This is a genomic window from Micromonospora sp. NBC_00617 (genome assembly GCF_045161355.1).
Lineage (GTDB): Bacteria > Actinomycetota > Actinomycetes > Mycobacteriales > Micromonosporaceae > Micromonospora.
Map to the genome: position 1 here is coordinate 5,829,348 of NZ_CP107751.1, position 16,008 is coordinate 5,845,355.

Here is a 16,008-nt window from a genome sequence, read left to right on the forward strand (position 1 = left end):
GGACCGGCTGGGGTACCGGAGCCGGGGGAGGTGGGGATGATGGCCGAGCATCCACAGGTGACATTCATCGGCACCGCGACGACAGTGCTGCGGATCGGCGGGTTCACCCTGCTGACCGATCCGAACTTCCTGCACCGCGGCCAGCGGGCGTACCTCGGAAAGGGCCTGTGGTCGCGCCGACGCACGGACCCAGCGCTACGGATCGCCCAGCTTCCCCACCTGGACGCCGTGGTCCTGTCCCATCTGCACGGTGACCACTTCGACCGGGTGGCCCGCCGGGAGCTGGACCGGGAGTTGCCCATCGTCACCACGCCCGCCGCCGAACGCAAGCTGCGCCGCTGGGGCTTCCACGCCGCCCAGGGCCTGCCGACCTGGTCGTCACGAGAGCTGCACCGCGACGGTACGACCCTGCGGCTGACCTCGATGCCGGGCAAGCACGGCCCCGGCGCGCTGGACCGGCTGCTGCCCGACGTGATGGGCACGATGATCGACGTGGAACGCGGCGGGCGGCGCGAATTCCGGCTGTACGTCTCCGGCGACACGCTCAACCGTCCGCTGCTCACCGATATCCCCGAGCGCTACCCGGACATTGACGCGATGCTGATTCATCTCGGTGGCACGAAGGTCGCCGGCATCCTGCTCACCATGGACGCCCGGCAGGGCGCCGACCTGGTGGAGCTGATCCGCCCGAAGCTGACGGTGCCGATCCACTACGACGACTACCCGGTCTTCCGCTCGCCGCTGGCGCACTTCGTCGACGAGGCCCGCCGCCGGGGCTGGGTCAAGCAGGTCCGCACCATCGCGCGCGGCGAGACCGCGCCGCTCACCCCGCCCTGCTGAGCGGCGGAGGCCACCGGATAGACGCCCTCCGTCACCGCTCTTCGGCACGGAACGGGTCCCGGGCCGGGCCCTGTTCGGCCCAACGCAGACCACCGCGAAACTCCACACCCGGTATGCCGTCACCGAGCTGGCTGATGTCCACCAGCGCCGCCAGGGAGGTGGCGAGGTCCGACCGTAGTTCCTCGACGGCCGTCCCGAGATCGTCCGCCTCTGCGGACCAGTCGATGTCGGCTGCACGCAGGTCGGCGATCGCGTGACCGGTGACCGCTGCGGGGTCGGTGACGACCACCTCGACCCGACAGTAGATGTGCACGGTGACGGGGGTTGTTTGCTCATCCATTCGCGGATCATGACAAGGGCGATGCGCGAACCGACAGGTCATTACCGAAGCGGACTGGGAAGCGGCACCTCTCCTCGCATGGCCCTCTCGGCCAACTCGATGCGCTCCGGGTGAAGTCTGCTGTCGTCCAGCGGGCTCTTTCGGCTTAATCCGGTTCGTCAACGTCAATCCGCACGATCGCGGATCCCCGCCGCCGATCCAGGTAACGCCAGCCATGCGGGGTCCTGCCAATCCGCCAGCGGCGGTAACATCTCCAGGCTTTGATCTACAACGGGGAGGAAGATCCACATGCGATGGAAGATCCCGGCCGGCGTTGCAATAGCGCTGGCCTTTATGGTTCCGGCGGCACCGGCGGTGGCGCAGACCGGGTCGCTCGGGCTGAACGAGACCTGCCAGACGGTCGAGCGCAAGGCATAAAGGACATCCGCGAGCTCTTCACCATCGACCTGGACACCGCCACTACCACCCAACTCCGGGTGCTGACGGCCCAGATCCTGTACGCCGCGAACACCGAGTCGCTGCCCACCCTGCCTGACGTCATTCAGAAGAAGCTGGATGGCAGCTCAGACGATCTCCGGGCATTCCTCAAGAAGGACGTGCAGACCGTCTGGTCGGTGAATCTGCGGGTCAAGGTGGTCCAGACGTTGACCGGCGCTGGTCCCAACGTGAAGGAGGCCGCGCAGAAGACACTCGATGCCCCATCCGTCGACGCCTACCTGGCCTACCTGAACGAGGGCCTGTACGACGCGCGTGCGCTCGACTGCGCGTCCCAGCCCACCCCGACGCCGACGCCGACGCCGACGCCGACGCCGACCCCGACCCCGACGCCGAGCGCCACGACGAGCGTCGCGCCCACTGCGGCCACCTCCACGAGCCCGGCCGCTGGCGGCGGCGAGGGCGGTGGACTGCCCGTGACCGGTGCCGACACCGCGACCGTGGCCGCCATCGGTGGTGCGCTCCTGCTCCTCGGCGGTGCGGGCTTCGTGGTCGCACGTCGACGCCGTTCGCACTTCGTGGCGTAGCCCCACGCAGACGCGCCCGGCCCGACGCTTCGTCGGGCCGGGCGCGTCTGCGTTGAACGGTGCCCCCTAATGCCGGAAGCCGAGTAGATATCACCCACAATCGGGCAGGTCTGGCCTCTGACCAACGGGGAAGTCTTCAGCGCTTCACGGCGTCTGACACCCCGTTTTCGGGCTCGATTGTCCCTCGTCGTCCTGGCGTGCACAGGCACGTTGGCCGTTCCTCGCGGAATTTCTCTGCAATACGGCACATGGTTCATGCCTGCCTGCACCCTGGCTAACTTCGATGAATCATGACAGCGATGGCCGAGCCCATGGATCTTTCGCCGAGCAGTAATCGACCAACCAGAATCCGGGCCGAGAAAGGTAGACTTCGTTGTCACGGGCGACCGGCGAAGCATCCGGTGGTGAGGAGGACCCGATGACACCTCGGCCGTGTACGGACGGCACATTCCAGCACCTGTCGGTGGATCTCGCTCTCGACCACGCTGGGGATCACGGGAATTCGGGTCTCACGCTGTGTTCGGCTCCGGAGCGTCCGGTCTGGGGCCATGACCAGCGGGCGATCGACCTTGCCTACGAGATGCATCGCAGCGACACATACGTCGACATCGCCGCGTTACCGCCGTGTGTGGAGTGCCTGCGGGTGGCGGAGTTGCTGGCCGACCCCGATACGGCGCCGCCGCTGCATCGGAGGCCTCCCCCGCCGGATTTCGCTTCGGGGTTCACCGGTGACGCGATTCGGATCGCCCTGCGCACCGACATCGCCACCGGCGCCTTGCTCGGCCAGCAGGCCGCCGTGCACCTGCTGACCTTCACCGCGCTCCCGGACCAGCCGGGCTTCGGTGACCTCGTGCGGATCCTGGATCTGTTGTGGGACGACGACGAGATCGTGCGGATGGGGCAGGTCACCGATTGGTCGGCGGTGGTCGGATTCGCGGCGACCGCCGACGTGCCGGACCGTGACCGGCGAATGATCGCCGTGGCCGCGAGCCTCGCTGGCGGGCCGCCGGTCGACCTCGGAGCCGCCGCCAGCTTCGCCGATGACCCAGCGGCGGCCCGACGGGTGGTCGAGGCGGTCGCGATCGCCACGGGTCACGGCGACCGGTGGAAGCTCACGGAGCCACCCGCTACGAGCGCCCACACCTGACTGCGGTACGTCCACCGCCGCCACGTCCGCACCCGCTCCGACGCTCGCCTGAAGATCGTTGCCTGGGCCGAACACCGTGCGACACGTCGGTGGCGGTGGGCCGGTCGCGTGTCCGGTCGTATTGCCACGCTCCGCTGACGGGTCCGGTGGCGAGCCGGAAATGCCCACCGTCTGCTAGCTAGTCACTGCTGAGCGCGCCAAGCTCCGACCGCACGGCGGTGTCTCGTCACGGAGCCTTGACGAACGTGCCCTTCCCGGGCACCACGTAGACCAGGTCCTCGCCGACCAACACCGAACCGTGTCCAGGATGGTGCCGCGCGCCAAGCCTTACTCCTGCTGGAGTCGAGCACGCTCGGGATCGGCCGTCGGAGGCGATGTTGGTGGAGCCCAGGGGACTCGAACCCCTAACCCCTGCCCTGCAAAGGCGGCCGTCGTTCTCTGTCAGGGCTTACCAACGGGTGTTACCGCTTCTGCTGACTTCCTACTGACGCTCCAGCCTTGCCCGCCGGCCTTTTTACGAAGCATGGCGGTCCTCAGTCTGCCGCCCATGGTCAGCCCGGCGGCGTGGGTGCCTCAGCGGGCCTTCCAGCTGCCCGGCGAGCGTCGGCGACGGCGATCGCGATCAGCACCACGGGCACTGCGGCGACCACCGCCAGCGGCGGGGCGAAGGCTAGCGGCACGGCGAGCAACAGCAGAGCAGCAATGCCGAGCAGTCGGTGCCTGGAGACGCGGGAGAAGACAACCCACTCCAGCAGCGTGCGGCCCGCCACGTACAGGGCGGGGCCGCCGAGCATCAACGCAAGCCAGGACTTGAACGTATGGCCGGTGGGGTGCTTTTGCACCAGTTCATTGCCGATGGCGGTGGCAGCCACCCCGATGATCATAAGCAGGTGGGCGGTGCCGGCTACTCGGCCCAGGCTGGCCGGACTCGCCGCCGACTTGACCGCCGATCCGAACAGCTCGCCTGCCTTGTAGAAGTAGATACGCCAGAGCAGCACAGCGGTGATGAACGCGATCACCAGCCCAAGCGTCTGCAGGAGGCGTGGGCTCCCGGACGCCTCGGTGTAGGCGATCCCGACCGCGAGGATCGTCTCCCCGAGCGCGATCAGCACCAACTGTTGGTATCGGTCGGCGAGATGTCCGGCAGCGGACTCCCAAGCCAGGATGCGCTCTGTCCCCTGCCACGGCACCCACCAGCCCAGCCGGGCCGATCCGTACTCGATGGCGATCGCGAGCGACCAGAGCAGCGTCCTGGCCGCACCGTGAGCGTGGGCGCCGAGCAGCCACGGAACGGCGGACACGCAGAACCAACCCAGCATTCCCCAGTAGAGGCGCTGCAGCCAGTGCGACCGCAGCGTCAGAGCGACCACCAGCGCCCGGCCGGCCTGGAGCGCGACATAGACCCCGGCGAAGACCCACCCGTTGCCGTCGAACGCCCGCGGCGTGACGACGCCCAGGAGCAGCACACCGAAAGCCGTCACCAGCACCATGACCTGCACCGCCAGCCGGCGGGGCTCGAAGCGCGCCGTGCTGTAAGCCGTGATTGACCAGATCCAGATCAGCGGCAGGATCAGCAGCAGGGCCTGCAGTAAGCTGGCCCACCGCCCCGCACCTGAGGAAGACGCCAGTTGCGACGTGCTGGTGGCCACCACTCGGTTGAGAGCGAAGACCAGCACGAGGTCGAAGAAGAGTTCGACGAAGCTCGCTTCCTGCTTGCTCCGCTCATTCCGGAGGAGCTTCACCCCCGAGCCCATGGCCGCGCCAGCACCCTCCATGCGAGCCATTCAATGCCGGAATGCCGCCGCGCGAAGGACGATTGCCGGCATCCGAGTACTCGTTCCTGAGCAGGCAGGCCGTGACCTGCCCGAGCGATGTGGTGGAGCCCAGGGGACTCGAACCCCTAACCCCTGCCTTGCAAAGATCAAGCCTGTTGTAGGCAGGTGTCGGCCGGTGCCGCTGACCTGCTCGAGTTGTCGGCCGCCGTCGCTGGTCACTCCTGCCCGTCAGCCGGCTTGGCTGTACGGATGGCTGTACAGGACCAGTTAGAGGAAGTCTCTCCAGAAGGCGACGGTGGCTTGCGGCTCCTGGTCTCGGTCCGGTGCTGGTCCGCCGAACTCCGAATGGATGTAGTCCTCCAGGTCGTCGCCGTAGTAGATGATGTCGGTCTGATACATCGACAGGACCGGGTGCCCGTACGAGCCGCGGCCGGAGGGCAGAAAACGGTGGCCGAACACGGGCACCATCTGCGGCACTATCCGGAGGTGCTGCTCGGCGTTTGCTACCGCCTCACGGCGGTTGCTTGGCCGCTCTCCCCAGCTCTCATGCCAGTAGCCGTTGTGCTCGACATCGAACACCACGCCATGGATAGGCCACGCAAGGCGGTCACGGAGGGCGTCATGTTCTCCTCGTCGCCAGTCAGGCCATGAAGGGCCGGCCGGTAGCCCGGCGGCTAGGAACGCGCGGTGGTCGTCGGCGAACTGAAAGCCGAAGGTGTGCTCCACGCGAGCAAGTTCCGCTTCCGTCAGACCGCGCTCAATCTCGATGTGTCCGAGTTCCCTCAGCCGGCGGGCCGCCGCGATACCGAGGGCAGAGCCTTCCGGGTTGAGGCCCGGAGCAGGCTCACTTCGGTCGACCTTGCGAAAGCGGTCTAGGAACTTGCCCACGGCTTCCTCCCTGTCAGGTCGCGAAGCGTAGCAACCAGGCAGGGAAGCGGATCTCCTCGTCGGGCAGTCGTAGACCGTCCAGCCTCCCCGCACGGGGACAAGGTGGAGCGCCTTACCAGCCGAACGACCTTGGCCCCGTGCGGGGAGGCTGGTAGCCCTTGTGGTGCCCGGCGAGGTGATCCGCGGCGGCATCTCTGAGGAGGGCCGGGGTTCGGGGCGGAGCCCCGAGGCTCCTGCCGTCCTGGGATGACGCCCTAGACCTGGTCGACGCCGACCCCGACGCACAACCCGTGCACGTCGCCCGCTTCGGTGCCCAGGTCGACGCCAAAGGCGTACTCGCCGGGACCAAGGACGCCGACCGGTGCGTCGGCTACATCACCAAGTACCTCACCAAACAGGCCGCCGACTGCCACGACGTGACCACCGGCCGGCAACGGGCGCACCTGGAACGGCTCTGGCAAGAGCTGCGGCACACGCCCTGCTCGGAGCGTTGCGCCAACTGGCTGCTCTACGGCATCCAACCCAAGAAGGCCCGACCCGGGCTGCGGCCCGGGAACTGCAAAAACAAGGTCCACAAGCGGGAAACCCTCGGCATCGGCGGGCGCCGCGTCCTCATCTCTCGGCAATGGTCCGGCAAGACCCTGACCGACCACCGGGCCGACCGGCGCGAGTGGGTCAAGGCGCTCCTGGGTGTCACCACCGACGCCGACACCGCCCCGCCCGGCGGCGAGCAACGCCACGCCTGGGAACTCGCCAAACCCACCGACCCGGACGTGGCGCCGCTCGGCCACCGGGTCCTGCGGGCGATCTCCGAACGCATCCAATGGCGCGTCCAACTCGACACGGCAAGACGCGCGGCCGACCCACCCGACGTTTCGGCAACCACCTCACATCAGTCCGCAGAGCAGGAAGGGACCGGAGCGTGAGCGAGAAGAAGAGCGTCCGCCCGGCCGAGGCTGCGGCCCTGCTCGGCGTCTGTCGAGACACCGTGTACGTCCTGATGCGATCGGGCCGGCTGCGTTCGATCAAGGCGGGTCGTGCTCGGCTGATTCCGCTGTCCGCGCTCGATGAGTTCTTGGCGGCGGATGAGGAGTTCGCGGCATGACGGGCCGGCGTCGGCGTTCTCCTGGCGAGGGCTCGGTGTACGAGCAGCGGCCGGGCGTGTGGGCTGCGGTGGTCGACCTCGGTTGGATTGACGGGAAGCGGAAGCGGAAGTACGTCTACGCCAAGAGCGAGGCTGAGGCGGTCCGGAAGCGAGACGAGCTGCGGCGCCAACTTCAGCTCGGCGTCGACCTCTCCGCGCAGCCTCGGACCCTCGAAGCCTGGTTGACCGAGTGGCTGCGGGACGTGAAGGCACACGACGGAACCCGGCCGTCAACGCTGGTGCGCTACCGCCTGGCCGTGAGCAAGCACCTCGTGCCGGGCCTGGGCCGGGTGAAGCTCGACCGGCTGACGCCTCGCGATGTGCAGCGGTTCCTTACCGGGCTGCGGGGCAAGCTCGCACCGGCCAGCATCATCAAGGTGCATGCGGTGCTGCGTGTCGCCCTGGCCGACGCTGAGCGGATGGACTTGGTCCCGCGCAACGTCGCCAAGGCAGCCAAGCCACCGGCCCTCGGCAGAACCGAGCGGCGTGCTCTGACCCCCGAGGAAGCCAAGACCCTGCTGTCGGTGCTGACCGGGGACCGGCTGGAATCGCTGTTCGTCCTGGCGCTGGCGACCGGGCTGCGGCGGGCTGAGCTGCTGGGCCTGCGGTGGTCGGATGTCGACCTGCCGGGGAAGGCGCTGTTTGTTCGGCAGACGCTCCAGCGAACGGATCACGGGTTGGTGTTCGTGCCACCGAAGACGCACCGCTCAGCCCGTCCGCTGCCGCTGTCGGCTCTGGCCGTTCGGGCGTTGGAGGCACAGCGCGTGCGCCAGGCCAAGGACCGGCTCGCGGCCGGGGAGGTGTGGTCGGATCTGGGCCTGGTCTTCGCCAGCACCATCGGCACCGCGATGGAGCCACGGAACGCCAACCGGCGCTTCGAGCAGCTCCGCGCGGCGGCCGGGCTGGACTGGCTGCACCTGCACGACCTGCGACACGCCTTCGCCACGTTCATGCTCGACCAGGGCGAGGAGCTGCGGACGGTGATGGAGCTGCTCGGGCACTCCACGATCCGGATGACGGCCGACACCTACGGCCACGTTCTGCCGGCGCGGGCTCGTCAGGCTGCCTCGGCCATTGACCGGATTCTCGGCCAGGAGGGCACGGCGTGACCGGCTTGGCTGTACGGATGGCTGTACTCGGACCGAGATCGACCGGGGAAAGTGCTGGTGGAGCCCAGGGGACTCGAACCCCTAACCCCTGCCTTGCAAAGGCAGTGCTCTGCCAGTTGAGCTAGGGCCCCGTGAGCGGCTGCGGCGGTGCGTCGCTCGCCGCCGGCCGGACGTCAGCGCAGGTCGGGTGCGGTGGTCGCCTCGTGCCACAGGGCACGCTCGTCGTTGGCGGCCTTGACCTTGTTGAAGACGACGGCAGCCACGCCGACGACGCCGGCCAGGATCAGCAACTTCTTGAACATGGGGTGACCCCTCGCGCTCGACTAGCGTCGGACGATGTGCGGTGGGGCTAGATGGAATCGAACCATCGACCTCAGAGTTATCAGCTCTGCGCTCTAACCGACTGAGCTATAGCCCCGCGTTGCGACGGCAAGATTAACCCATCCGCTCTGCCGGCCCCAAATCGGGGTCCGAACCTGCGAGCCGTTCCGTCGCCGCCCTGCAAAACCTACCCGAGTACGGGGCGCCGGAGCGACCGCATTCCGCGGTGCCCGGCGCCCCGGTCACACTCAGTCCCGCTCGGCGAGCGTCAGCTCGATCCCGCCGACCAGGTCGGCGCAGACGTTGTAGACGAACGCTCCCAGCGTGGCCAGCGCGGTGAACAGCACCACGTTGACCAGGCCGATCAGCGCCGAGCTGAGGATCACGCCCTTGGCGGTGATCTGGAACCCGTTGGTGCTCTGCCCACCGCCCGCGTTGACCAGGTCGCTGAGGCTGTCGTTGACGCTCTGGAACACGCCCATCGCGTCCAGCGCCAGGTAGAGCACCGACGTGGCGACCACCACGACGATGAACAGCACCACCGAGACGGCGAACGCGAACTTCATCACGGACCAGGGGTCGATCCGCTTGAGGTTCAGCCGGGCCCGGCGCGGTCCGCGGGACGCCGCCGAGCTGACCGAGGTACGCGCGGCGCGTACCGCCTCACCGACGCGAGCGGCACCGACGGCCGACGCGTTGCCGATCCCCGGCGGCAGGCCGCCACCGCTCGCCGGGCGACCGCCAGCGGCCGTACGCCCCGAGTCGGGCTGGGTCATGCCCGGCGTGATCCGCGGCTGGGTGCCGGTGGCTCCGGTCGATGTCGCCTGACCGGGCCGGGTGTTGGTCGGCTGGGTGGTCGTCGGCCGAGCCGGGGTCGGGGCGGCCGCCGTGGGGGCCGCCCCGGCGGACGTCGGTGCCTCGACAGCCGCCGTCTCGGCCTTGGCGTCGCCCGATCCCCCGTCCTCGCCGGGCTGCTCCGGCGGAGGTGTCATGCCGGGAGCCCGGGTGAATTTCGGGGCAGGCGCGTCGGCGGGAACCGTGGCCCGGCCCACGGCCGCGCGGCCGGTCGCTGGTGTGCCGCCTTTGGCGGCCTCCTCGTCGACCGGGTTGGCCGAGGTCCCCGTGTTCCCCGACTTCGCCTGTGTCTCCGTCATTCAACTAGTCCTGTTCGTCAGGCTCGTCGGCATTGCGAGCAATCGCCACGATAGTCACGCCGTCCGGGAGGTCCATCAGCTTGACCCCCATTGTGTTCCGGTCACGCGTACGGCGTACAGGCTTCACCGGAGTCCGAATGACACCACCGTTGCTGGTGATCGCGAACAACTCGTCGTCCGGGTCGATCACCACGGCACCGACCAGACCACCGCGCCGTTCGGTGATCTTCGCGGTCAGCACGCCCTTACCTCCCCGGCCCTGCACCGGGTATTCCTCGATCGGGGTACGTTTCGCGTATCCCCCGTTCGTGGCCACCAGGACGTCCAAGCCGTCCCGAACGACCTCCATGGCGAGCAGGACGTCGTCGTCCGTGAAGCGCATGCCGATCACGCCCGAGGTGGCCCGGCCCATCGGCCGCAGCGCCTCGTCGGAGGCGTTGAACCGGATCGCCTGCGCCTTCTTGGAGACCAGCAGCAGGTCGTTCTCCGGCGCCACCAGCGCAGCACCGACCAGCTCGTCCTCATCGCGCAGGTTGATCGCGATGATTCCGCCGGAACGGTTGGAGTCGAACTCCTCGAGCCGCGTCTTCTTCACCAGGCCGTTCTTCGTGGCCAGTACCAGATAGGGGGCTACCTGGTAGTTCGGGATTTCGATGATCTGCGCGATCTGCTCGTCGGGTAGGAAGGCGAGCAGATTGGCCACGTGTTGGCCCTTGGCTACCCTACTGGCCTCCGGCAACTCGTACGCCTTGGCCCGGTACACCCGACCCTTGTTCGTGAAGAACAGGATCCAGTCGTGCGTCGAGCACACGAAGAAGTGGCTCACGATGTCGTCCTGCCGCAGCGTGGCGCCACTGACGCCCTTGCCGCCGCGCCGCTGCGAGCGGTACAGATCGACCTTGGTCCGCTTGGCGTACCCCGTTCGGGTGATCGTGACGACCACGTCCTCCCGGGCGATGAGGTCCTCCATCGAGACCTCGCCGTCGAACGGGATGATCTGCGTACGCCGCTCGTCGCCCCACTTGGCGACGATCTCGCCCAGCTCCTCCGAGACGATCCGACGCTGCCGCTCCGGCTTGGCGAGGATGTCCTTGAGGTCGGCGATCTCGATCTCGAGCTTGGTCAGGTCGTCGACGATTCGCTGCCGCTCCAGGGCGGCGAGGCGGCGCAGCTGCATGTCCAGGATCGCGGTCGCCTGGATCTCGTCGATCTCCAGCAGCCGGATCAGGCCCTGCCGGGCGTCGTCCACCGTCGGCGACCGCCGGATCAGCGCGATCACCTCGTCCAGCGCGTCCAGCGCCTTGGCCAGACCGCGCAGGATGTGCGCCCGCTCCTCGGCCTTGCGCAGCCGGAACGCCGTCCGCCGGCGGATCACGTCGATCTGGTGCTCGACGTAGTAACGGATGAACTGGGCCAGGTTGAGCGTGCGCGGCACACCGTCGACCAGCGCCAGCATGTTGGCGCCGAAGGTCTCCTGGAGCTGGGTGTGCTTGTAGAGGTTGTTCAGCACCACCTTGGCGACCGCGTCGCGCTTGAGCACCAGCACGATCCGCATGCCCGTACGCCCGGAGGACTCGTCGCGGATGTCGGCGATGCCGGCGAGCTTGCCCTCCTTGATCAGCTCGGCGATCCGCTCGGCCAGGTTGTCCGGGTTGACCTGGTAGGGCAGCTCGCTGACGACCAGGCAGGGCCGGCCCCGCTTGTCCTCCTCGACCTCCACCACGGCCCGCATCCGGATCGAACCACGACCCGTGCGGTACGCGTCCTGGATGGCGGTCGTGCCGACGATCAGGCCGTGGGTCGGGAAGTCCGGGCCCTTGACGATGCCGAGCAGGGCTTCGAGGGTGGTCTCCTCGTCCTCCTCGGGGTGCTCCAGGCACCACTGCACCGCCGCGCCGATCTCCCGCAGGTTGTGCGGCGGGATCTTGGTGGCCATGCCGACCGCGATGCCCTCGGAGCCGTTCACCAGCAGGTTGGGGATCCGCGACGGCAGGATCGTGGGCTCCTTGGCCCGGCCGTCGTAGTTGTCCTGCAGGTCGACGGTGTCCTCGTCGATGTCCCGCAGCATCTCCATGGCGAGCGGGTCGAGCTTGCACTCGGTGTTGTGGCTGACGAACCCGTCGGAGACGAACGAGTGGTCGTCAGTGTCGACCCGGACGCTGTAGACCGGCTGCACGCCGGCGTCAGTGATCTGCGCCACCTCGGCGTAGTAGAAGCGCCCGTCGACAAGAGGCTCGACGACGTCAAGCACCTCGGATTTGGTGATCCGGGCGGCGATCTCGTCGCGGTCGCGCTCCCACCGCTCGACCCGGTCCACGTTGTGCCGACGCAGCCAGTCCCGCTCGGTCCAGCGCTGCGCGCCGTGCTCGCGGATGAAGTCGGCGACCAGCGGCACGTGGTCGCTGGAGAGCGCGGTGCTGCTCGCCGGCACCTGGGCCAGCTCGGCCTCCAGCTTGGCCTGCTTGCGGCCGAGGAAACCGACGTGCGCGGCGAAGATTCGAGCGTCGCGGCGGTTGGTCACCACGACCTTGATCTCGCCATCGTCGTAGCGGATCTGTCGGCTGATCACACCGAACTCCAGCAGCAACTGCTGGACCTCGCCCGCCAACCGCTCACTCCGGGTCGAGTACGAGATCTGAATGGTGTTGCGCGGCAGCAGCGACGACGAGCCGTCGCCCTCGAACAGCGCCTGAAGGAACGCCCGCTTGACCGCGGCCGGCCCCTGCCAGACGAACTCGGGAACGAACTTCGCGGCGCTGCGCGCGCCCATCAGCTCACCGAGGAGGCTCGACCGCAGCGCGGTGAGGTCCTGCACGTCGAGTTCGTGCAGGGTGCTGCCGGACGCGATGACCCGCTCGCTGACGTAACGCGGGCCGCCCACCGCCAAGTCGTAGGCCGCGAGGACGCGGACGAAGAACTCGCGGTCGACGTTGTTGAAACCGGCCCGTCCCGTAGAGACCCAGCCCTCGCTGACGAAGGCGCCGGCGAGGACGGCGGCCTCGACGTGCTCCAGCATCGGGTAGCCGATCTCGTCCGGCACCGAACGCTGGAGAACGACCCGGTCGCCGGGGGAGATCTCGGCGAGCAACTTCCACAGCAGGGTCGGCACGCCGGCGACGTCCACCAGGCAGAGCACCGGGTGGTTGTGGGTGCCGGTCAGCTCGTACCCCTCGCGGGTGCGCAGCCGCAGCGTCGGGTGCTCACCGGAGTGGAAGAACTTGCTGGCGCGGACCAGGTCGCCGTTGCGGTCGCGGACCTTGAGGTCGATGTCGGTCTCGCTGGACGGCGCGGCGTCGGCGACCACGTCCGCGATCCGCACGCTGCCCTCGGCGGTGCGAATCCGGACATCCGCCGTGACGCAGTAGCGCATGGCGGCAGCCGGATCATTACCCGGCGAGCCGAAGTTGCCGTTGCCGTCGACCAGCGGGTAGCGCAGCGACCAGGGCTGCGCCATCCGGACCAGCGCGTCGTAGATCGCCGAGTCGCCGTGCGGGTGGAACTGACCCATCACGTCGCCGACGACCCGGGAGCACTTCACGTAGCCGCGGTCCGGCCGGTAGCCGGAGTCGAACATGGCGTAGAGGATCTTGCGGTGGACCGGCTTGAGCCCGTCCCGGACGTCCGGCAGCGCGCGCCCGACGATCACGCTCATCGCGTAGTCGAGGTAGGAGCGCTGCATCTCCACCTCGAGCCCGACCGGCTCGATCCGGTCGTGCGCGACCACGGCGGCGAGTGCCTCGGCGGGAACCTCGGGCTCGTTCGGTGTGGACTCGGGGGAATCGGTCACTGTATACCCTTATCAGACTCAGAGTCGTTTTCGTGCTGTGGATAACGGCTGTGGATACCGACCAAGCTGTGGATAACTCTGTGGACCGGCGAGCCGGCCGGGTGGTGCCCGACCGGCCCGCCGAGGCCCGTCAGATATCCAGGAACCGCACGTCCTTGGCGTTGCGCTGGATGAACGACCGGCGCGCCTCGACGTCCTCACCCATCAGGACGCTGAACAACTCGTCCGCGGTTGCGGCGTCGTCGAGCGTGACCTGACGCAGGGTACGCGTCGCCGGGTTCATCGTGGTTTCCCACAGCTCGGGATAGTTCATCTCGCCGAGGCCCTTGAAGCGCTGGATGTCGTCCGGCTTGGCGTTCGGCTTCTTCTGCTGGCGCAGCGCGATGAGCCCGTCCCGCTCGCGGTCGGAGTAGGCGTACTGCGCGTCGTCGCCCTTCTTGTTCCACTTGATCTTGTAGAGCGGCGGGGCGGCCAGGTAGACGTGCCCCATCTCGACCAGCGGACGCATGAAGCGGAACAGCAGGGTGAGCAGCAGCGTCTGGATGTGCTGGCCGTCGACGTCCGCGTCGGCCATCAGCACCACCTTGTGGTACCGCAGCTTCTCCATGTCGAAGTCGTCGTGAATGCCGGTGCCCAGCGCGGTGATCAGCGCCTGGACCTCGTTGTTCTTCAGCACCCGGTCGATCCGGGCCTTCTCCACGTTGAGGATCTTGCCGCGGATCGGCAGGATCGCCTGGGTCCGCGGGTCGCGGCCCTGCTTGGCCGAGCCGCCGGCCGAGTCGCCCTCGACGATGAACACCTCGGACTCGCGGGGGTCGGTCGACTGGCAGTCGGCCAGCTTGCCCGGCATCGAGCCGGATTCCAGCAGCGACTTGCGCCGGGCCAGCTTGCGCGCCTGCTGCGCGGCGATCCGGGCACGGGCCGCCTGGGAGGCCTTCGTGATGATCATCTTGGCCTCGGCCGGGTTGCGGTCAAACCAGTCGACCAGCCGGTCGTTGCAGACCCGCTGCACGAAGCTCTTCACCGGGGTGTTGCCCAGCTTGGTCTTGGTCTGGCCCTCGAACTGCGGGTTGGCCAGCTTGACCGAGATGATCGCCGCGAGCCCTTCCCGGATGTCCTCGCCGGAGAGCTTCTCGTCGCCCTTGAGCAGCTTCTTGTCGGCGCCGTACCGGTTGACCACGCTGGTCAGCGCGGACCGGAAGCCCTCCTCGTGGGTGCCACCCTCGTGCGTGTTGATCGTGTTGGCGAAGGTGTAGACCGACTCGCCGTACGACTCGTTCCACTGCATGGCGATCTCGAGCGACATGCCCTCCTCCTCGGCCTCGAACTCGACCACGGTCTTGTGGATCGGGCTCTTCGAGGCGTTGAGGTGCCGGACGAAGTCCGCGATGCCGCCCTCGTAGAAGAAGGTGACCTCGCGCTGCCGGCCGTCCTCCTCCTCGGCCACCCGCTCGTCGAGCAGGTGGATGCGCAGCGCGCGGTTGAGGAAGGCCATCTCCTGCAGGCGCCGGTAGATGGTCTGGAAGTCGAAGTCGACCGTCTCGAAGACGTCGGGGTCGGGCCAGAAGGAGACCGCCGAACCGGTGCGGTCGGTGGTCTCGCCCTTGTCGAGAGAGCTGGGCTTGGAGTTGTTGTACTGCTGCCGCCAGACGAAGCCCGACTTGTGGATCTCCACGGCCATCCGCGTGGAGAGCGCGTTCACCACGGAGACGCCGACGCCGTGCAGACCCCCGGACACCGCGTACGCCTTGCCGTCGAACTTGCCGCCCGCGTGCAGCACGGTCAGCGCGACCTCGACACCCGGCTTCTTCAGCTTCGGGTGCAGGTCGACGGGGAAGCCTCGGCCGTTGTCGGTGACCCGGACGCCGCCGTCGGCGAGCAGCACCACGTCGATGGTGTCGCAGTATCCGGCCAGCGCCTCGTCGACCGCGTTGTCGACGACCTCCCAGACGAGGTGGTGCAGACCGCGTTCGCCGGTGGACCCGATGTACATACCGGGCCGCTTGCGGACCGCCTCCAGCCCCTCGAGAACGGTGATCGACTCTGCGCCGTACTCCTGCTTGTCCTGCGCTGCCACCCTCGGCCACTTTCTCGCGTCGTCGGCGCCGGGAGGGCACGTCGGGCGCGGGTTCGGCGGACAGGACGCGACGTCGGCGCGCGGACCGGCGCCGGAGACCTCCGGACAGCGGGTCGAACGCGCCGGTCGCCGCGGTTTGCCCGCGGATCGCGATCGGCTCAACCCGGAGTGGAGAATGAAACTGGGCCACCGGCCCCGTCCCCCGCCCCGCACCGGGTCTTCGTCTCGTTGTCAATCCTACTGTGCGCGGAGGACAGAACCACCACTCGGCACCCTCAACGAGGCGGCTGAGATGTCCGTAGCCGGCAGAACCCCGTTACCCGCGACTCCCCCCACACGCCAGGCTCCGTTCGGACGCGCCGCCCCCGAACGGGTTGACCCGCGCTCGGGCGGGTCGGGGGTCG

The 16,008-nt window shown here is 68.3% G+C and carries 13 protein-coding genes, 2 tRNA genes and 1 pseudogene; 6 read left to right on the plus strand and 10 right to left on the minus strand.

The annotated features are described in order from the left end of the window. The first annotated feature begins 57 nt into the window (after nt 1-57). Nucleotides 58-840 (plus strand): MBL fold metallo-hydrolase, encoded by a 783-nt coding sequence (locus OG505_RS26855; protein ID WP_405428717.1) that lies wholly within the window; start codon nt 58-60, stop codon nt 838-840. A gap of 31 nt (nt 841-871) precedes the next feature. On the opposite strand, the gene OG505_RS26860 is transcribed toward OG505_RS26855, so the two are convergent. After that, nucleotides 872-1,180, minus strand: coding sequence for a hypothetical protein (locus tag OG505_RS26860; protein ID WP_405428719.1), 309 nt, complete (start codon nt 1,178-1,180; stop codon nt 872-874). A 260-nt stretch (nt 1,181-1,440) separates the two neighbouring features. Between OG505_RS26860 and OG505_RS26865 the strand changes: the two genes are divergently transcribed. Together OG505_RS26865 and OG505_RS26870 are read left to right on the plus strand one after the other, a co-directional pair. Further along, nucleotides 1,441-2,202 (plus strand): LPXTG cell wall anchor domain-containing protein, encoded by a 762-nt coding sequence (locus OG505_RS26865; RefSeq protein ID WP_405428721.1) that lies wholly within the window; start codon nt 1,441-1,443, stop codon nt 2,200-2,202. Nucleotides 2,203-2,782: 580 nt separating this feature from the next. Next, entirely contained in the window at nt 2,783-3,349 is a 567-nt protein-coding gene (locus OG505_RS26870; RefSeq protein WP_405428723.1) for a hypothetical protein, read from the plus strand. Between the two features lie 226 nt (nt 3,350-3,575). Here the strand turns inward: OG505_RS26870 and OG505_RS26875 are convergent. From OG505_RS26875 to OG505_RS26885, 3 genes and pseudogenes are all read right to left on the minus strand, one after another. Continuing rightward, nucleotides 3,576-3,706 (minus strand): annotated as a pseudogene (locus tag OG505_RS26875) (GntR family transcriptional regulator); the annotation flags it as partial. A gap of 194 nt (nt 3,707-3,900) precedes the next feature. After that, nucleotides 3,901-5,124: a low temperature requirement protein A gene (locus OG505_RS26880; protein ID WP_405428725.1), complete on the minus strand. Its 1,224-nt coding sequence runs from the start codon at nt 5,122-5,124 to the stop codon at nt 3,901-3,903. Nucleotides 5,125-5,391: 267 nt separating this feature from the next. Then, on the minus strand, nt 5,392-6,012 hold the full coding sequence (locus OG505_RS26885; protein WP_405428727.1) for a hypothetical protein: 621 nt from the start codon (nt 6,010-6,012) through the stop codon (nt 5,392-5,394). A gap of 233 nt (nt 6,013-6,245) precedes the next feature. Between OG505_RS26885 and OG505_RS26890 the strand changes: the two genes are divergently transcribed. Genes OG505_RS26890 through OG505_RS26900 form a run of 3 tightly spaced genes read left to right on the plus strand, consistent with a single transcriptional unit; the run spans nt 6,246 to nt 8,265 of the window. Next, nucleotides 6,246-6,938: a replication initiator gene (locus OG505_RS26890; RefSeq protein ID WP_405434726.1), complete on the plus strand. Its 693-nt coding sequence runs from the start codon at nt 6,246-6,248 to the stop codon at nt 6,936-6,938. Then, entirely contained in the window at nt 6,935-7,117 is a 183-nt protein-coding gene (locus OG505_RS26895) for a helix-turn-helix domain-containing protein (protein ID WP_334626924.1), read from the plus strand. Before OG505_RS26890 ends, OG505_RS26895 begins: the two co-directional genes overlap by 4 nt. Continuing rightward, nucleotides 7,114-8,265: a tyrosine-type recombinase/integrase gene (locus tag OG505_RS26900; protein ID WP_405428728.1), complete on the plus strand. Its 1,152-nt coding sequence runs from the start codon at nt 7,114-7,116 to the stop codon at nt 8,263-8,265. Before OG505_RS26895 ends, OG505_RS26900 begins: the two co-directional genes overlap by 4 nt. Before the next feature lie 55 nt (nt 8,266-8,320). Here the strand turns inward: OG505_RS26900 and OG505_RS26905 are convergent. From OG505_RS26905 to gyrB, 6 genes are all read right to left on the minus strand, one after another. Further along, nucleotides 8,321-8,396 (minus strand) — tRNA-Ala (locus tag OG505_RS26905). A 42-nt stretch (nt 8,397-8,438) separates the two neighbouring features. After that, on the minus strand, nt 8,439-8,567 hold the full coding sequence (locus tag OG505_RS26910; RefSeq protein WP_007453934.1) for a DLW-39 family protein: 129 nt from the start codon (nt 8,565-8,567) through the stop codon (nt 8,439-8,441). 42 nt (nt 8,568-8,609) lie between these two features. Then, nucleotides 8,610-8,683 (minus strand) — tRNA-Ile (locus OG505_RS26915). Between the two features lie 151 nt (nt 8,684-8,834). Then, nucleotides 8,835-9,740: a DUF3566 domain-containing protein gene (locus tag OG505_RS26920; RefSeq protein WP_405428730.1), complete on the minus strand. Its 906-nt coding sequence runs from the start codon at nt 9,738-9,740 to the stop codon at nt 8,835-8,837. 4 nt (nt 9,741-9,744) lie between these two features. Further along, on the minus strand, nt 9,745-13,527 hold the full coding sequence (gene gyrA / locus OG505_RS26925; protein ID WP_405428732.1) for an intein-containing DNA gyrase subunit A: 3,783 nt from the start codon (nt 13,525-13,527) through the stop codon (nt 9,745-9,747). A gap of 130 nt (nt 13,528-13,657) precedes the next feature. Then, nucleotides 13,658-15,604 carry a DNA topoisomerase (ATP-hydrolyzing) subunit B gene (gene gyrB / locus OG505_RS26930; protein ID WP_405428733.1) on the minus strand — a complete coding sequence of 649 codons (1,947 nt, stop codon included), beginning with the start codon at nt 15,602-15,604 and terminating at the stop codon, nt 13,658-13,660. Between the last annotated feature and the right edge of the window lie 404 nt (nt 15,605-16,008).